This is a genomic window from Lactiplantibacillus sp. 7.2.4 (genome assembly GCF_018991185.1).
Taxonomy (GTDB): Bacteria; Bacillota; Bacilli; order Lactobacillales; family Lactobacillaceae; genus Lactiplantibacillus; species Lactiplantibacillus pentosus.
Window position 1 is genome coordinate 48,343 of sequence record NZ_JAGYGS010000001.1, and the last position, 16,824, is coordinate 65,166.

The 16,824-nt window shown below is 47.6% G+C and carries 14 protein-coding genes; 1 reads left to right on the plus strand and 13 read right to left on the minus strand.

Translation table 11 applies throughout. From position 1 onward, the window contains the following. Positions 1 to 5: 5 nt before the first annotated feature. From dapA to rpsO, 3 genes are all read right to left on the minus strand, one after another. A complete protein-coding gene (gene dapA, locus KGF70_RS00230) occupies positions 6 to 878 on the minus strand; it encodes a 4-hydroxy-tetrahydrodipicolinate synthase (protein ID WP_216767983.1) in 873 nt (290 codons plus the stop codon). 119 nt (positions 879 to 997) lie between these two features. After that, on the minus strand, positions 998 to 2,200 hold the full coding sequence (locus KGF70_RS00235) for an MFS transporter (RefSeq protein WP_216767984.1): 1,203 nt from the start codon (positions 2,198 to 2,200) through the stop codon (positions 998 to 1,000). A gap of 134 nt (positions 2,201 to 2,334) precedes the next feature. Continuing rightward, positions 2,335 to 2,604 carry a 30S ribosomal protein S15 gene (gene rpsO / locus KGF70_RS00240; protein ID WP_003639022.1) on the minus strand — a complete coding sequence of 90 codons (270 nt, stop codon included), beginning with the start codon at positions 2,602 to 2,604 and terminating at the stop codon, positions 2,335 to 2,337. Between the two features lie 394 nt (positions 2,605 to 2,998). Between rpsO and rpsT the strand changes: the two genes are divergently transcribed. Next, positions 2,999 to 3,253 (plus strand): 30S ribosomal protein S20, encoded by a 255-nt coding sequence (gene rpsT, locus KGF70_RS00245; protein ID WP_003639023.1) that lies wholly within the window; start codon positions 2,999 to 3,001, stop codon positions 3,251 to 3,253. Positions 3,254 to 3,406: 153 nt separating this feature from the next. Here rpsT and holA read toward each other — a convergent pair whose 3' ends face one another. The 10 genes from holA to KGF70_RS00295 form a co-directional block, all read right to left on the minus strand. Further along, positions 3,407 to 4,438 carry a DNA polymerase III subunit delta gene (gene holA / locus KGF70_RS00250; RefSeq protein WP_216767985.1) on the minus strand — a complete coding sequence of 344 codons (1,032 nt, stop codon included), beginning with the start codon at positions 4,436 to 4,438 and terminating at the stop codon, positions 3,407 to 3,409. Then, the gene (locus KGF70_RS00255; protein WP_216786380.1) at positions 4,422 to 6,713 is read right to left on the minus strand and encodes a DNA internalization-related competence protein ComEC/Rec2; all 2,292 of its coding nucleotides are present in this window, start codon (positions 6,711 to 6,713) and stop codon (positions 4,422 to 4,424) included. The genes holA and KGF70_RS00255 overlap by 17 nt, the downstream gene beginning before the upstream one ends. Next, a complete protein-coding gene (locus tag KGF70_RS00260; RefSeq protein WP_050338439.1) occupies positions 6,714 to 7,202 on the minus strand; it encodes a ComE operon protein 2 in 489 nt (162 codons plus the stop codon). 51 nt (positions 7,203 to 7,253) lie between these two features. Further along, positions 7,254 to 8,006, minus strand: coding sequence for a helix-hairpin-helix domain-containing protein (locus tag KGF70_RS00265; RefSeq protein WP_088771114.1), 753 nt, complete (start codon positions 8,004 to 8,006; stop codon positions 7,254 to 7,256). Between the two features lie 97 nt (positions 8,007 to 8,103). Beyond that, positions 8,104 to 9,153 carry a SepM family pheromone-processing serine protease gene (locus tag KGF70_RS00270; protein ID WP_216767987.1) on the minus strand — a complete coding sequence of 350 codons (1,050 nt, stop codon included), beginning with the start codon at positions 9,151 to 9,153 and terminating at the stop codon, positions 8,104 to 8,106. Next, on the minus strand, positions 9,150 to 9,638 hold the full coding sequence (coaD, locus tag KGF70_RS00275; RefSeq protein ID WP_101873309.1) for a pantetheine-phosphate adenylyltransferase: 489 nt from the start codon (positions 9,636 to 9,638) through the stop codon (positions 9,150 to 9,152). Before coaD ends, KGF70_RS00270 begins: the two co-directional genes overlap by 4 nt. Before the next feature lie 2 nt (positions 9,639 to 9,640). Continuing rightward, positions 9,641 to 10,204: a 16S rRNA (guanine(966)-N(2))-methyltransferase RsmD gene (gene rsmD / locus KGF70_RS00280; RefSeq protein WP_216767988.1), complete on the minus strand. Its 564-nt coding sequence runs from the start codon at positions 10,202 to 10,204 to the stop codon at positions 9,641 to 9,643. Positions 10,205 to 10,219: 15 nt separating this feature from the next. Then, positions 10,220 to 10,528 (minus strand): YlbG family protein, encoded by a 309-nt coding sequence (locus KGF70_RS00285; RefSeq protein WP_216767989.1) that lies wholly within the window; start codon positions 10,526 to 10,528, stop codon positions 10,220 to 10,222. A gap of 1,159 nt (positions 10,529 to 11,687) precedes the next feature. Next, positions 11,688 to 15,119: a pyruvate carboxylase gene (locus tag KGF70_RS00290; protein ID WP_216767990.1), complete on the minus strand. Its 3,432-nt coding sequence runs from the start codon at positions 15,117 to 15,119 to the stop codon at positions 11,688 to 11,690. 31 nt (positions 15,120 to 15,150) lie between these two features. Continuing rightward, positions 15,151 to 16,317, minus strand: coding sequence for an FtsW/RodA/SpoVE family cell cycle protein (locus KGF70_RS00295; protein ID WP_050338432.1), 1,167 nt, complete (start codon positions 16,315 to 16,317; stop codon positions 15,151 to 15,153). Positions 16,318 to 16,824: the final 507 nt, after the last annotated feature.

The window sequence follows — 16,824 nt, forward strand, 5'->3', positions numbered from 1 at the left end:
TTCTTCTATATATTTAATGTTTTAAATAACTGAGTTGTTTGCTCAGCACTTAATGGTAAGATTGGTAGCCGTGGATCGCCAACTGGCTGGCCTAAATGGTTCAGTGCAGCCTTAACTGGTGACGGCGATGGTGCGCTAAACAACGCACTCATCTTTGGTGTCAAGTCACGTTGATACTTCGCAGCTGTCGCAATATCCCCCTGTTCGATGGCAGTAAACATTGCGGTCATTTCGTCACCGTAAATATGACTGGCCACGGAAATCACACCGGCACCACCAATTTCCTTAGCTGCTAGGCTTTGAGAATCTTCACCAGTGTAGACTAGAAAATCAGCTGGTGCGTTTTCAACGATTGCGCCAAATTCTTCCATTGATGCACACTGCTTGATCCCGATGATATTTGGGTTTTGAGCCAACGTTAACACGGTTGAAACTTCCATCTTAACAATCACGCGGCCAGGAATATTGTAAATAATCACTGGCAAGCCTCCCTGTTCAGCAACGGCCGTAAAGTGTGCAATCATTCCAGCTTGGTCAGGTTTATTATAGTAAGGAACCACTACTAATGCGGCATCGATACCGTCAATTTGGCTGACCTTCTTGGTGAAGGCAATCGTCGCAGCAGTACTGTTAGAACCAGTTCCGGCCACGATCGGCACCCGGCCGGCCACGATTTTAGCAGCTTTTTTAAGTAAGGTTAACTTCTCATCTTCAGTCAAGGTTGGGGCTTCACCAGTGGTACCACCTACTAGGATACCCTGCGTCCCATGCGCCAATAAATGTTCAATCAAGCTTGCCAACCGCTTTTCGTCTAGTTGTTGGTGATCATCGAAGGGGGTCACCATTGCGGTAATCAAGTCAACGTTTGCAAAGTTCATGATCTAAAAACTCCTCTATTAAAATTTACAAGTACCCAATGTACCTGTTCCGATTAAGTAACTCTTTTCAGTTTACCACATTTTAAAGTAAAGCAATAGTTAGACCATTCGATTGAGGCTCAGCGCCCCTGCTGTTGACGAAAATATAACCCCCAAAGTCCCAATGCAATGACTTGCAAGCTGGCTGTCACGAGAAAAATTGGCTGATAACCCCACTGATTAGCAACTAGCACGGCGAGCCCAGGGCCAACCACATTACCACACGCCTGTGCCGACTGATTGAGACTAAACACCCGGCCGAACGCAACTTGGGGCACCCGTTCGACCGTCATCACTTGCAAGGCTGGCAGTAATGCCGCATCCGCAATCCCTAAAATCAATCGTAAGATTATCAATTGACCAACTTGCTGTACCAGACTCGTCAGAATTAGATCGCTGATAGCAAGCCCGAGAAAGATGAGGAGACATCGCCCCGCACCAAGCCGGTCAATCAATCGACCAATTCGGCCGGCCATTAAAATCGTCGCCACCCCGGGTGCAGCCGCGACGAGCCCCGTCAACAGGACAATCGTGTGCGACGACGCTTGTGGCGCTAACTGCATTACAAACAAACTCAAAATGGGCGTTACCGCATTCGTGGTCGCCTGAACAACTAAGAGTGAGGTTAAGAGCGCCATGATAAACACCCCACCAATTTGCTTCAAGATCGGTCGTAGTGGTGCCAAAGCCTGCCGACTAACGGGTGTCACGTCTTCCTGAACGCCCCACAACGTCATGACAAAAACCATCGCCATCAAGCCACTCGTAACGATAAAGGCCCCGCGGTAACCAACCGTATTCGCAAGCACACTCCCGAGCAGCGGCCCCATCAGTGTGCCACTAATACTTCCCGTCACTAACTTGCTCAGCCACTGTCCCCGACGCTCCGCTGGTGCTGTTAATGAAATCAGTGCGTTGGCATTATTAATATATCCCGAAAAAGCACCCTGCGCCGCACGCAAGATAAGCAGAATCGTCACGTTGGGTGCTAAACCGACGCCCAAAATCGTCAACGTCATCATGCCAGAAGCACGCAAACACATTAATTTACGGCCCTTCTGATCAGCCAGTCGACCCCATAACGGTGCCACAAGTGCTTTACAAGCATACGTGACTGCGAACGCGGCTGCACCAAGTAAATTTAACTGCGTTGTGGAATAATGTCCCAGCGTTTGAATATAAAGCACAATAAACGGCAAGGTCATCGCGTTGCCTAAATCTGTAATCAGACTACCAAACCATAGAATCCTAAAATTGCGGGTCAATGTTGTCGTCGCTTGCATAAAATCTCCTCAATCATCCGTTTTATTAGGTTTCAGTATAGCGAACGGTTGTTTGAGTTTGATAAAGTTTATGTATCGTTTTTGTAATGGCACAAAAAAAGAACCACCCGAAGGCAGCTCTTCTAAATTCAATATTAACGACGAAGACCAAGACTTTGGATTAAGTCACGGTAACGGTTAACGTCTTCTTTACGAAGGTAAGCTAACAAGTTACGACGATGACCGATTTTCTTCATCAACCCACGTTGTGAATGAAAATCCTTCTTGTGAACACGTAAATGTTCGTTTAATTCGTTGATGTCTTCTGTTAAAACTGCAACTTGGACTTCAACTGAACCAGTATCGCCTTCGTGACGGGCATACTTGTTAATAAGTTCCGTCTTCTTTTCGCGTGAAATTGCCATGTGTTTCAACCACCTTTCCAATAATTGCCCTAAACTGAGTAAATCGTTGGTGGTGCGCGATAAACTAAGTAAAGGGTTGCTGAACACTTGATATAGTCTAGCAAACTCCCCATTAAAATGCAAGTCCAGTGACAAGCAAAGTTCAACGTCAAGTGGTCAAACTGTTCGTAACCCTGCAGATCAACAACGTATAAATCAGCATGGTAGCCGAATACACCGTCTGAGACTGTCCGGCATTCAATCCGCGGCTGCTAGCCTTTTTCATCCTGATTGACCTGCCCTAACTCGTGGTTGAAACGTGTATCAAGATAAATTACTTTACACATAACGGTTGCAATCAAGCCGGGGCTTATGTATAATAGCATTTGTTGAAAAAATGATGGAGGTGAATCTGATGCCAATTATCAAATCCGCTATTGAACGCGTGAAAACAAACAATAAAGCAAACGCCCGTAACACCGCCCAAATGAGTGCGATGCGGACTGCTGTTAAGAAATTTGAAGCTGCTAAGACTGCCGGTGCCGACAATGTCGACGAACTTTACGTCGCAGCTGCTAGCGCTGTTGACAAGGCTGCTTCTAAAGGTCTTATCAAGCGCAACAAAGCTGCCCGTGACAAGTCACGGATGGCCGCACGTTACGCAAAATAAGCTAATTTAACGCCTGAGCCTTGCGATGGCGTTTTTTTATACGAAAAATTAATGAACGACCTCAAAAACATCTGAACCGTGGGCCTCCTTGCCCTGGTTCAGATGTTTTTTAGATTAACCGTAATTTAGATGGTGACGTGTTCATTATTGACCCTAATAAGCCCCCGACCGTGCCCGCGTTGCTGTTCGCCGCTCGTTCACGAACTGCACCATGAATAATTCAAACAGCAATTCGGGATCACGTTGCGTCGTTTTCATTTGTTCTTCAGTTTGCAGTAATCCTAAGTAAGCGGCGCGTAAAGCTGCTTGATCAAAATGGCGCACCGTTTGCATCGCTAACTTGACGCGGTACGGGTGGACTTTTAACGTGCTGGCCAAACTGCCCTGGCTGTAACCCGCCTGCGCCATGATCTTAACTTGTAGCAATAATCGAAATTGGCCTAACAGAATCGCATTGATCTTTAAGGGGGCTTCTTGAGCCGCAACCAATTCGTGGTACAGCTCTACTGCTGGCTGCGTGCGATAACGTAAGACGTCATTAACGAGGTCAAACACATTTTGCGTCAACGATTTAGTCACTAACGCTTGCACTGCCGCCAAATCAATCTGCTGAGACTGAGCGGCGTAAATCATTAACTTCGGTAGTTGACCCATAATCAGTCCTAACTGCCCATCCGTTCGATTGACCAATTCTTGCAACGCATCCGCATCGATACGAATCTTCTTCTCATCTAAAGCTGCCTGGACGTAGCGCTGGGTCTCCGCCTCTGACACCTGATTGATTTCAATCATCGTTGCTTGTTTTTTGAGCGTCTTAACGAGCTTTTTACGCGCATCTAACTTCTCGTAAGGGGCCATTAACACCAAAATCGTGCTTGGCTCCGGTTGTTCGAAATAGTGCTGTAACGAGTCCAAATCGTGATCGACCTTGGTCTTTTTATTTTCACCCGTCAAAAAATACGGATGGTTGATAAAGACCAGCCGGCGCTCACCAAAAAACGGCGCTGACATCGCATCATCGAGTGCGACTGCGACCGGTGTGGTCTCCATATCATAACTGCCGACGTTCATCGTTTGTTCTTCAGTCGGAATTTGCTGCGTCAACGCCTGTTTGAGTTGATCCGCTAAATAGTCGACGGTTCCTAAAATCACATAAATCGGTGCAAGTTCACCGCTGCGAATCATTTTTAACGCTTGCTGTGCGTTGATTGCGATTACCTTCCTTCAAAAATGTTTGCCACTGTCCCTGCCGATGATTAAAAAATCGATAAGTAATCATGCCTTGCAGGGCCGTGGAATACGTTTCAATGCGTAAATTGGCTAAAGTCGTCAGTGTTTCTTGATTGGGATGACCGTACCGATTATGGCGGCCAACCGAAAGAATCCCTTGTCGCACCCCGAGCTGTTGCAACGCTTCAGGGTCCGACGCCGTTTTACTGCCGTGATGTCCTAATTTTAACACATCCACCCGTAATTGCGGATAGCGGGCAGCGATTGCCCGTTCTCCAGCTCGGTCCAGGTCACCCGTAAACATAAAACGGCGCTGTCCAAAGACACCCGTGAGCACCAACGAATCTTCATTTTCAGCCCGGCCTGGTCGAAACGGATGAACGGCTGTCAATCCGTCCGCAAACGTCTGGCCGGCCAGTGCTTCCATCACAATTGGTGGCTGTTTCGCCGGCTGCAATAATTTTTGAAACTTATCTAAATGTGCCATTCCGGCTGGTACCACGACTCGTTTAACTGGCATCAAGCGTAGTAATTCACCCAGATCACCGATATGATCAACGTCTTTATGCGACAAATATACCGTGTCCAAATGCGTAATTCCAAGTCGATGCAAATAATTAACGGTAATGGTCTCGACCCGAGCCTTAGGTGTCAAGCCATCATCTTGCCAGTGGGGCTTGGGAAAATGCAGCCGACCACCGGTATCGATCAGACTCACTTGCCGGTTAAACGGCTGCCGAATCAGGATTGAATCACCCTGCCCGACGTCGATGAACTGCACGGCGCCATGCAACGGGAATCGCATGCTGAGGATAAAACACCCGTATGCCAGCACTAACAATCTCCGGTACCGGCGCGTCGGCGTCCGCAACAGCCACAAACTCAGCAAACTGAGTCCCCACGCCCAGATGGCATTCGGCTGACCCAACACGAGTAATCCTGGCCAGTGACTGACCCAGTCCAGCCACGTTTGAAAGTTGACTAACAGCCATTCACAACTGCTAGCGATTCCCAGAACCTGGGTGCCAAAAATCGCCCCAATCATGGTTACAGGAAATAACAACCAGCTAAAGAGTGGCGCAACGATTAAATTGACCGCTAACGACATCGCATGCCACTGAGCAGTCGCGACTAACAACACTGGCAAGCTGATCACTTGAATCCACACCGCCAATTTCCAAGATGGCATGCTCGGCATCAAAATCAATAGTAGGGCCAAACCGTAACTCAGTTGGCCCCCTAATTGACTCAAGACTAATGGATTATGGATCAATCCAATCATCAACGCTAGACTCCAACCGCTCAACGCACCACTCGTTCGGTGCGTCACGAGCTCCCAAACAATTGGCAAGGCTGCGGTAATGACAGCGCGTTGTAGACTATCGGCGCCACCACCCAAGATTAGATAAGCCGGCAACAATCCTAATAGCCAATAGTCCGTCGCTTGCCTGCTTAAATGCAGCCGGATCAGTCCCCATTTTAAGAAGCTAATCAGTAAGATCACGTGCATCCCAGAGAGACTGAAAAGGTGCAGTAAGCCTAATTGTTGGACTGCCCCCATCGTCGTTTGAAAATCAGCTGGCCGCAATCCAACCAACAAAGAACTCGCATAACAGGCCAACATCGGTGGTAATTGCTGACAACGTTGTGCAAAAGCCCAACGCCACTGATGTAAGCGGTCAACAATTCCCAACCACCCGGTACGCGGCGCTGCTTGAATCTGGAACACCTGCGTGAGCGTCAGTTGTTGGGCAATCCCCTGACTGCGATAATACATGGGAGCATCAAATTGACCGGGATTGGTCGGTGGATCGATTGAGGCCAGCGTTCCCTGAGCACGCCAACTCGTTCGCCTGGTTACCCGCTGTAACCACTGCTTATCATGCGCGGATTTTAACTGGCCTTTGACTAACACGCGTCCAACCGAACCGTTAGCCACCAGTTGGTACTGACCATCCCGAATCGAAATCGCATCTGGTTGGACGGTTAACTCAGCCTGCATTGACTGACTCGGCAGCGCCGCTAAATGTTCAAAACGGTGATTTTGCCAGCTAAACCAACCGGCAAAGCCCACCACACATACCAACGTTACCATCAGTGTATGCCGCTCGCGCAAACACCAGACCCGAAAGAGCCAAAGTCCGAGCAACACTGCGGCAATCGGTTGTTGGCTTACTAACCAACTACTAAGTAGACCGCAACTAATTGCGGCGAAAAATAACGGGCGCACTTAGTCACGATTAAGTAAAATCTGGTTAAGATTCAATTTGTCTAAGTCCGATTGGTCGAACTTGACCTGTTGAAGTGCCACGTGTTTCCGTTCAATCAGTGACATGGCATAATCGTCGTTGTGATAATTACGTAAATAATGAATTTTGGTGATACCAGCTTGCAGCAGCATCTTGGTGCATTGCAAGCACGGAAAATCCGTGACGTAGATTTCAGCACCATCCGTTGCGGCGCCAAACTTCGCACATTGCAGAATAGCGTTCATTTCCGCATGAATCGTCCGCACACAGTGACCATCAACTAAATAGCAGCCCTCATCGATACAGTGCACATCGCCCGAAACTGAGCCGTTGTAACCACCCGCGATAATCCGCTTATCCCGGACGATGGTTGCACCGACCGATAGGCGTTCACAGGTACTCCGGCTAGACAGGAGCACCGCTTGCATCATAAAATATTGATCCCATGGAATTCGTTGATCTTTCATCATCTTATGCCTCGCTTTCAATGACAGTAGTATAACAAATTGTCCGCTTCGAAACTAGACAGTCAGTTGGTCTTTATATTTTGCGACCGTCTTCTCCCCAAAACCACTTACATTTTTCAAATCATCGACAGATTTAAAATTACCATGCTGTTGCCGATAAGCAATAATCTTTTCGGCCTTTTTCTGACCGACCCCACTCAGCTTTTGAAACGCCGCAACATCGGCCGTATTCAAATTGACCTTCTCACTCGAACCTGCACTAGTGCTTGCTGGTGAGCCGCCCCCAGCAGTGGTCGTCGCAGGTGTCGGACTCGGTGTTGCCGTTGCAATTGCGGGCAACTGTTCACCCTTAGCTGGCACGTAGACCACTTGTTGATCCGTCACCTTTGCCGCCAAATTGACCTGTTGTTGGTCCGCTTGGGGTTGCATCCCCTGTGCGAGTTGAATCACGTCGGCCACCCGCATACTGCTGGTGACCTGATAAAGCCCGGGTTTGTTAACCGCACCTTTCACGTCGACAAAGCCGGGCGCTGAGCTGGTCGTCGCGGGATTGACTGCCGCTCCTGATGCGCCTGTAGCTACCGAAGACGCACCAGCGGCTCTCCCGTGACTACTCTGGCTGCCACTCATCATTGTCGGATCAGCCCCACTAGCGCCCGCAGTCGGATCAAACACATTGGTCGCAACGGCGGCCTCTGGTTGACGATGCTGACTCAGCACTAAACCAGTTAGTAGAATCAGAACCGCGGCGCTCACAATCGCAAGAACGCGCCAGTGATTTTTTGCAAATTGAATCCAAGTTGTCATTAACGCTCACCCCTTCAACGAATAATTACGTCAAACGAGGCGTGAATCCACGAAAAAAGTTTGGGTTTCACCCCAAACTTTTCAGTAACTAATTCAATTATTTTGAATGTGTTTGTAAGTAATGTACTGCCTGCTTGAACGACGTGACTGGCACAACTTTCATGTTGAGCGCATACTTTTTCGCGGTGGCTTTCGCCAATTGATAATTGGTCTTGCCCTGCTCTTCAACGGCTAAGAGCGCTTTGGTCGGTTTGACGTATGGTGCAAAGAAAATTGTCGCACCCGCGCGTTTGGCCGCAATCACTTTTTTATCGATGCCGCCGATTTCACCGACCTGACCATTTTGATCGATCGTACCAGTCCCAGCGATTTTTTGACCATGCCGTAAATTCTGATTGGTTAATTGCTGATAAATCTGCAAACTAAACATCAGGCCTGCGGATGGACCACCAATTTGGCCAGGATCGACTTTGACCGGAATCTTGGTGGTGACCTTGACATTATCGGTCAGCGTAATCCCGATTCCGGCCCGGTGCGTACTCAGCTTAACCAAGGGTGCTGTCGCCTGTTTGGTCTTGCCATTGCGGCGATAGCTAATCGTCACACGATGACCAACGCCCTGCTTACTAATATAGCGTTGATAGGCGCTCGCCGTATTGAAATGGTGACCATCGACCTTGGTGATCGTATCACCGACCTTCAACTGGTGCTTAAACTTCGAATTCGACTGAATATCTAACACATAAATGCCTTGATAGGTCGTTCGATAGCTCCGGTGTGCCGCTGAATAGGCTGTGGCAATTGCTTCATTGATTGCACTACGCATGTAGAACTTCTGAACTCGGTTATAAGTCGCATCGTCTTGACCACCCGTCATGTCTTCGGCACTAACGACGTCATAGTGTGGATTCAACTGTGCATACAGCCACAAAGCCGGTGTTGCCGGGGCTTCTGCGACCGACGTCAACATGAATTTACCACGCCGTTTATCAGGATGGTGCTTGACCGTCACAAATGATTTTAAATTGTCCGCGCTCCCGGGACCCTCGATGTAATATGGCAGTGGCAGTAAGAAAAACACCAGTAGTACCACCACAATTAAAACGAGGCCCCAGTACCGTTTCCATAATCGTTGTGCCGTCTTCATTGATCACTCTTCCCTAAACGTTGCTGCAACTTCTGAGCGACCGCCGTTGGGACGTATTTAGAAACATCCGCCCCCATCTTAGCCACTTCCTTGATTAAACTCGAGGAAAAATAAGCGTACGGTGGGCGGGCAATCAAGCAAATCGTTTCAATCGAATCATTCAACGACTTGTTCATCCAGGCGATATCACGTTCATAGCCAAAGTCCTGTTCATTACGTAGTCCTCGAACCAGGACTGTCGCGTGGACGCTGGTCATGAAATCAACCGTTAACCCGGTCGCAGCCTGCACCTCCACGTTCGGCAAATCGCTGACTTCCGCACTGATCATGGCAACCTTTTCGGCCATCGTAAATAAGGGTTGTTTGCTGGTATTGACCATCACGGCAACGATTAAATGATCGACAAACCGACTCGCGCGCTGAATCATATCCAGATGTCCCCGGGTAATGGGATCAAAGCTTCCGGGAAAAACTGCTGTCACCATAACTAGACTTCCTCCGTTACTTTTTGATAAATAGTAATGACTGTAATGCCGTAATCCTGTTGCCGAACCAAGGCAAAGCCAGGCAAATCTGCGGGCAAATTGGCATTCGTATCAGTCTCACACACGATGTGGCAACCCGGATTCAACAAGCCCAGGGCCGCACAGCGTTGAATGTCCTTGACAATTTGTTGCTTAGCGTACGGCGGGTCTAAAAATACCCAGTCAAAACGCTCATTTTGTGTGGCTAGTCGGTCTAGAACTCGCTGAGCATCACCTTTAATGACTTCAAACCGTTCTGGGGCCTTAGTCACCGCAATATTATCCTTGATCGTTTTAATGGCCTGATACTGACGGTCAATCAAAACGGCGCGGTCGACACCACGCGAGACTGCCTCGATACTCAGCCCACCACTGCCGGCAAATAAATCTAGTGATTGGCCACCATCGAAGTACGGGCCAATAATATTAAACACCGCTTCTTTGACTTTATCCGTGGTCGGTCGCGTCTGCATCCCAGGGACCGCTTTTAAGCGCCGGCCACCAAAGTCACCTGCTACAATTCGCATCTCTTTTTCACCAACTTAATCTTCTTCATCATCATCGTCGTCAGGTGTACCGGTCGTCGTCGGCTTGAAAAAGCCCTGATCCACCCGTTCACCAAAGTTCATAGCAACGTCCGGCCGGTACGACGGTTCTACCTTGCGGACAAAATTTAATTTTTTAATTTTCGTCGTGGCTGCCGGAATCTGATGTTCATCCATGTACAGCACGACGTAATGTTGCTTACGTGATTGATATTGAATCAATCCAAAACGCTTCAGTTGACGCACCTGCTTCATCGAATAAAGATACACGATCAACGAACGACGCGGCTTAACTGTAAAATCCATCGAACCTCACCTCTTCTACATAAATTACTGTTACGCGTTGTGTTAGTTATTATTTAGCATTGAAGATAATCAAAACGTGCCAGTTAGTGGATTCCTGTTCGTCAGCCAGTGATCGGCTTAATCCGACTTCCGGGGCTGGCTGACAATTGCTGGAACGTAAGCCGACATCGATTTGAACTCACGCAGAAAACCACTGCGCAATTTCAAATACGAGTCTTATTCTAAGCCGGAAGCAGCCCACTTCCGACTAAGAATAATTTGGCTACTGAGCATTGTCAGCCAACCCCTACAGTCGGGAAGCCACTCGAATGGCGGATGAACGGCCACCTAACTTGGTGCAATTGACCCATAGCTATTTAGTTATGGTACCTTCAAGCAAACTTTGAATCAGCATTACACTGATTTGTCGCATTTAAATATTGGCATTTAAACATTGGTAACAGGGTATGAAAGTAATTGATAGACTTGCCTTTCACTTAACATAAAGCTTTTTCGTCTCAGGTGAGTAGACAAAATCTATACAACCTCCAGTAATTCTGAAAGCTCTCAGAATTGAAGTACAGAAAGAAAACCTAGAAGCTTCCTAATCTTACAGTGGAATGCCAACATGGCGTGTACCAAATATCAACGACCAGTTCATTTAAAATTGGGTCCGCAAATGTCCGCCCTTCGAATACCATCCCGGCTGGAAGGTATTCTGGGCAAGGCCAAGTGGTGAAATTTCACTTAGCAAGCGTCTTGTGCTTGGTTAGTGAAAGACCAGTATTTAAGACGTGATTTGTCGGCTTAAATCTGTGTCCACCACGTTCCGGCCATTGCCCAGAATGCCTGTAAGCCGGAGTAGGACGCAACCATAAAACAGGTTTACGCTAACTTGCCGTGTTTCCAGCGATCCTTAGCTGGCGGTTTTGAACTTCATAAATGGCACGTTTGGATTATGATTCATGACAAATTAACTCGCACAATGCGTAATACTGTTGTTTAAATGTTAGGCTAGATTCTGGATTTCGTCAACTAACTTCTGAATTCCCGGCCTAACCTGTTTCTAACGTCTAAACCTAAAAATCATCAACAGCCATAGCCATTGATGATTTTGAGTCTGTACTGTTTGTTCGAAACGGATTAATCGTAATCCGCTTGCACCTGCACCTAGTGCCAATTACTGTGGCGCAATTTCCAATAACAAGTCATCCGTCTGAATAACGTCGCCCGCACTGACATAGATGTGTTCGATCAGACCATCTTCAGGCGCTTGAATCGTCGTTTCCATCTTCATCGCTTCAGTAACCAGTAGAGGTTCGCCCTTCTTAACGGACTGGCCCTTCTTGACAAGCAGCTTCAATACGGAGCCGCTCATGGTTGCCCCAACTTCATTTTCATTAGTTGGTTCCGCCTTGCGCGTGCTGGTTGACGATTGATGAACCGAATTATCCTTGATCATAATTTCTTGGTTTTGCCCATTAATGCTAAAGTACAAGGTTCGTACCCCATCCACGTCTGGATCACTGATTTGGTTGAGTTTGACGATCATCGTCTTACCCTTTGCCAATTCAATATTGACCGTTTCACCTAAACGCATGCCTTGGAAGAAGGTCGGCGTGTCTAACAGCGAGACGTGCCCGTAACGTTTGTGGCTTGCATCATAATCCATGAAGACTTTCGGATACAGAATGTAACTCAAGACTTCTTGATGGTTGGCCTCGTGACCGAGTTTAGCTGACAATTCAGTCTTGACTGCCTCAAAATCAGCTGGTTTGGCCAAACTACCCGGGCGAACCGTTAATGCCGGATTCCCCTTCAAGATGATCTGTTGCAATTTCTTCGGAAAACCACCGACTGGTTGGCCGAGATTACCAGCAAAGAAATTAATCACTGATTCAGGGAAGTCGAGCTTGTCACCATGATCGTAGATGTCTTCTGGCGTTAAGTGATTTTCCATCATAAACAGCGCCATATCACCGACCACTTTAGAACTTGGCGTCACCTTGATGATATCGCCAAACATGTCATTGACCGTCGCATACATCGCCTTGACTTCTTCCCAACGATCACCGAGGCCCATTGCCTTGGCTTGTTGTTGTAAGTTAGAATACTGACCACCAGGCATCTGCGTTTGGTAAATGTCGGTTTGTGGCCCAGTCATTCCATTTGAGAAGTCTTGGTAGTATGGCCGTACGCCTTGCCAGTAACGGTTAATTGCTTCAACGTTATTAATATCGATATCTGGTTGCCGGTCGTTATGGGCTAACGCATAGTAAAGCGTACTCATCGAAGGTTGACTGGTTGTGCCAGACAAAGCGCTGGCGGCAACATCGACCACGTCGACACCCGCATCCACAGCACGAGCATAGGTAAAGATACCGTTTCCGGTGGTGTCGTGCGTGTGTAAGTGCACTGGAATCGTTAAGGCATCCTTCAAGGTTGACACTAACTCATAAGCGGCCTCTGGCTTCAAGACACCCGCCATATCTTTAATGGCGATGATATCGGCACCAGTCGATTGTAAGTCTAACGCTAATTGCCGGTAGTAAGCCAAGTCATACTTTTGCCGGTTCGGATCCATAATATCACCGGTATAACAAATGGTGGCTTCCGCAATTGTACCCGTTTCTTTGACCGCCTGAATACTCTTTTCCATCTGTGGAATCCAGTTCAAACTATCAAAAATCCGGAAAACATCGATACCACTCTTGGCCGCTTCCAAAATAAATTCACGAATAACGTTATCCGGATAATTTTGGTAACCAACCGCGTTAGACCCCCGGAACAACATCTGGAACAAGGTCCGTGGCATGGCTTGGCGTAGCTCTTTGAGACGATTCCATGGATTTTCATTTAAGAATCGGTATGCCACGTCAAAGGTCGCACCGCCCCACATTTCATATGAGAACAATTGTGGCATCGCTTTTTGTGACGCCGCAGCAACGGCCAACATGTCCTTGGTCCGCATTCGGGTCGCAAACAGGCTTTGGTGAGCATCGCGCATCGTCGTATCTGTCAGCAAGACCTGTTTCTGATCAAGCAGCCAGCTCTGTAGGCCGCTGACACCCTTCGAATCCAGCACATCTTTGGCCGTCACGATTTCGGGCGCAATCGGCTTAAAGTCATCCTGAAATTCGACGTCGGGGTAATACTTCTTAGAATGTTGTGCCACGTCAGCAAAGCCGTTGACCGTCACGTTCCCGATGTACTTCAACATCTTATCTTCACGTTGCGTGTCATCCGGGAACTTGAACAATGACGGTGTTTGATCAATAAACCGGGTCCCCGCTTCGCCCGCTTGGAACGTTGGATCATCAATCACATTGAGCATGAATGGAATGTTAGTCTTCACGCCTCGAATATCAAATTCGACCAGCACCCGCCGCATTTTGTGAACGGCAGCCTTAAAGGTACGCGCTGCCACACAAGCCTTAACCAGTAAAGAGTCAAAGTATGGCGTCACGATTGCGCCCGAATAGGTATTACCAGCATCCAAACGAACGCCGTTACCACCTGGTGACCGGTACGTTTCGATTCGGCCGGTATCTGGCATAAAGTCGTTCGCCGGGTCTTCGGTCGTGATACGGCACTGAATGGCGGCCCCTTTATAGGTCAACTCATCTTGGTGTGGTAACCGTAAGTCTTTGAACAAATCGCCACCCATCGCAATTTTCAACTGCGCATGAACAATGTCGATTTCGGTAATCATTTCAGTAACGGTATGTTCCACTTGAACCCGTGGATTGACTTCCATGAAGTAGAACTGGTCGCCTTCCACCAAAAATTCTACGGTGGCGGCGTTTAAATAGTGGACGCTCTTCATCAAGTCGACTGCCGCATTACAAATTCTTTGCCGCAATTCCATTGGCAGCGCAACGGCTGGTGCGAATTCAATCACCTTTTGATTACGCCGTTGCACAGAACAGTCCCGCTCGAACAGGTGCATCACATTACCGTGGGCATCCGCTAAAATCTGAACTTCGATGTGCTTGGGATTAGCAATGAATTTTTCCAAATAAATTTCATCATCGCCAAAGGACTGCATTGCTTCAGAACGTGCCCGGTCAAAGGCTTCTTGTAGTTCAGAAGCTTCATGGACGATTCGCATCCCGCGACCGCCACCACCCATGGCAGCTTTGATCATAATTGGATAACCGTATTGTTGCGTGAATTGGAGTGCTTCGTTCAAGCTCGTTACCGGGTGCAAGGTACTAGGAATCGTCTGTACACCTGCGTCCCGTGCCACCCGTTTGGCTGTAATCTTATCTCCAAACATCTCTAGGTGTTCCGGCTTAGGCCCAACAAAAATCATGCCTTCTTCGGCAATACGCCGAGCAAAGGTGGCATTTTCAGCTAGAAAGCCATAGCCTGGATGAATTGCATCAACGTGATTTTCCTTGGCAATTCGAATAATATCTTCGATGTCTAAATAGGCGGCAATGGGCGCCTTGCCTTCACCAACCAGATAGGCTTCGTCAGCTTTGAAACGGTGAACGGAGAACTCGTCTTCTTTGGCGTAAATTGCGACAGTCTGCAAGCCTAATTCATGACAAGCACGAATGACTCGCGTTGCGATTTCGCCACGGTTAGCAATTAATACTTTCTTCACCAAAATCCCTCATTTCCAAATAATATCCTAATTAATCAGCTTGTCGAACGGTATTAGCCCGTTCAATTTTTTCAAGGGCACTAATATTTAAAACTAATCCTAGTGACAACGTCAGCACCATCATACTGGAACCACCATAACTCATGAACGGGAACGTAACCCCGGTAATCGGAATCAACCCAACGATCCCACCTACGTTAATAAACGCTTGAATCGTCAGGTAGGCAGCCACCCCGTAACAGACCAACGCATTGAAAGCGTGATGCGACCGGACGCCAATATAGATGATTCGCATGACGATCACTAACAGTAAGCCCATCACGATTAAGATCCCAATCAAGCCAAGTTCTTCAGCCGTGATCGACATGATAAAATCGGTGTTCGGTTCAGGTAAATAACCGCGCTTTTGCAAACTATTCCCAATACCGACCCCCGTTAAGCCCCCATTAGAAATCGCATAATAGGAATTTACCAGTTGAGTCCCGGCACCTGAAGCGGTCTTGAACGGATTCAAGAAACCCAGGAATCGCCGTAATTGGTAGGAGTTCGCAAAGGCACTCTGCGGTAAGCGACTGACGATGGGCACGAGGATCCATTCAAAGGCCCCGACAGCACCCAGAAAAGCCCCGACCCCGATCAAGTACGAAATCCCACTCGCAAATAAAATCACCGCTGCAATCGCCAAGTTGATGGTCGCCCCACCTAAATCGGGTTGGACAAAAATCAGCAACAGCATGGCGAACAACATCACCAACTGTGGGCCTAATTCACGAAACCGGGCCACGCCTAAAACGTCTTCACGCTGAGCAATGATGGCGGCTAAGTAAATGATTAAATAAAACTTACAAAATTCAGCCGGTTGAATCGAAACTGGCCCCAAAATAATCCAGCCAGCCGCCCCATTGATCGATTTACCGACCAATCGGAGCCCGACTAACACAACTAACATGGCGAACCCTAGAATCCCAAGCCATTTGGTCTTCTTAAAGTAGTCAATCTTTAAGTTCATACAAAATAAGGTGATGATTAACCCCAAGACGACCCAGATCAGTTGCTTAATTAAATAACCGGTGGGTGTCGAGCCGTTTTGTGCGGCCACGTATGAACTCGATGAATAAACCATGACAACGCCGATCCCGCTAAGAATCAAATACGGGATAAACAGCACATAGTCCATATAGTGTAACTTTTTCCACATGAGCTTAAATCCCACCCTAATTAATCTAACAGTCCGATGATATTCCCCACGATTGCTCGAACTGCTTGCTTGCAACAATTATAGCATAAGTCAGTTTTAACACAGTAATTTCACAGATTAATTTGCTGTTTTTTAACCAAGTTACGCTTAACCGCTTACAAACAGGGCATTCACGAATTACGATTACTTGGCGTACTGTTCGTCTGCCGGTATCCTTCCTATTCCGACTTCCGGGGCCGCTCGAATGGCCGATGAACAGCCACCTAACTTGGTGCAATTGACTCCTGAATATTAGGAGACAGGTCCTTCGAGCAAACTTTAAATCGATATTGATGATGCTTTATGGTATTTTAACACTGGGAAGATTCTGACTGGTCCAGTAAAGTTACTTGTCCGAGGGTTGAAACATGGGTAAGGAAGTTTAGCGATTGTTAGAAACCAGTCTGACTGTTGAGTATCAAAATTTCTTTGTACCAAGAAACCAACGACTAATTCAACAAAAAGTTG

Excerpts from the sequence above, each read along its gene's own strand:
- KGF70_RS00265 (WP_088771114.1), bottom strand. The coding sequence starts at position 8,006 with ATGACAACTTGGATTCAATTTGCAAAAAATCACTGGCGCGTTCTTGCG.
- KGF70_RS00235 (WP_216767984.1), bottom strand. The coding sequence starts at position 2,200 with ATGCAAGCGACGACAACATTGACCCGCAATTTTAGGATTCTATGGTTT.
- rpsT (WP_003639023.1), top strand. The coding sequence starts at position 2,999 with ATGCCAATTATCAAATCCGCTATTGAACGCGTGAAAACAAACAATAAA.
- holA (WP_216767985.1), bottom strand. The coding sequence starts at position 4,438 with ATGATTCGCAGCGGTGAACTTGCACCGATTTATGTGATTTTAGGAACC.
- KGF70_RS00260 (WP_050338439.1), bottom strand. The coding sequence starts at position 7,202 with ATGATGAAAGATCAACGAATTCCATGGGATCAATATTTTATGATGCAA.
- rpsO (WP_003639022.1), bottom strand. The coding sequence starts at position 2,604 with ATGGCAATTTCACGCGAAAAGAAGACGGAACTTATTAACAAGTATGCC.
- KGF70_RS00295 (WP_050338432.1), bottom strand. The coding sequence starts at position 16,317 with ATGTGGAAAAAGTTACACTATATGGACTATGTGCTGTTTATCCCGTAT.
- dapA (WP_216767983.1), bottom strand. The coding sequence starts at position 878 with ATGAACTTTGCAAACGTTGACTTGATTACCGCAATGGTGACCCCCTTC.
- coaD (WP_101873309.1), bottom strand. The coding sequence starts at position 9,638 with ATGGTGACAGCAGTTTTTCCCGGAAGCTTTGATCCCATTACCCGGGGA.
- KGF70_RS00285 (WP_216767989.1), bottom strand. The coding sequence starts at position 10,528 with ATGGATTTTACAGTTAAGCCGCGTCGTTCGTTGATCGTGTATCTTTAT.
- KGF70_RS00270 (WP_216767987.1), bottom strand. The coding sequence starts at position 9,153 with ATGAAGACGGCACAACGATTATGGAAACGGTACTGGGGCCTCGTTTTA.
- rsmD (WP_216767988.1), bottom strand. The coding sequence starts at position 10,204 with ATGCGAATTGTAGCAGGTGACTTTGGTGGCCGGCGCTTAAAAGCGGTC.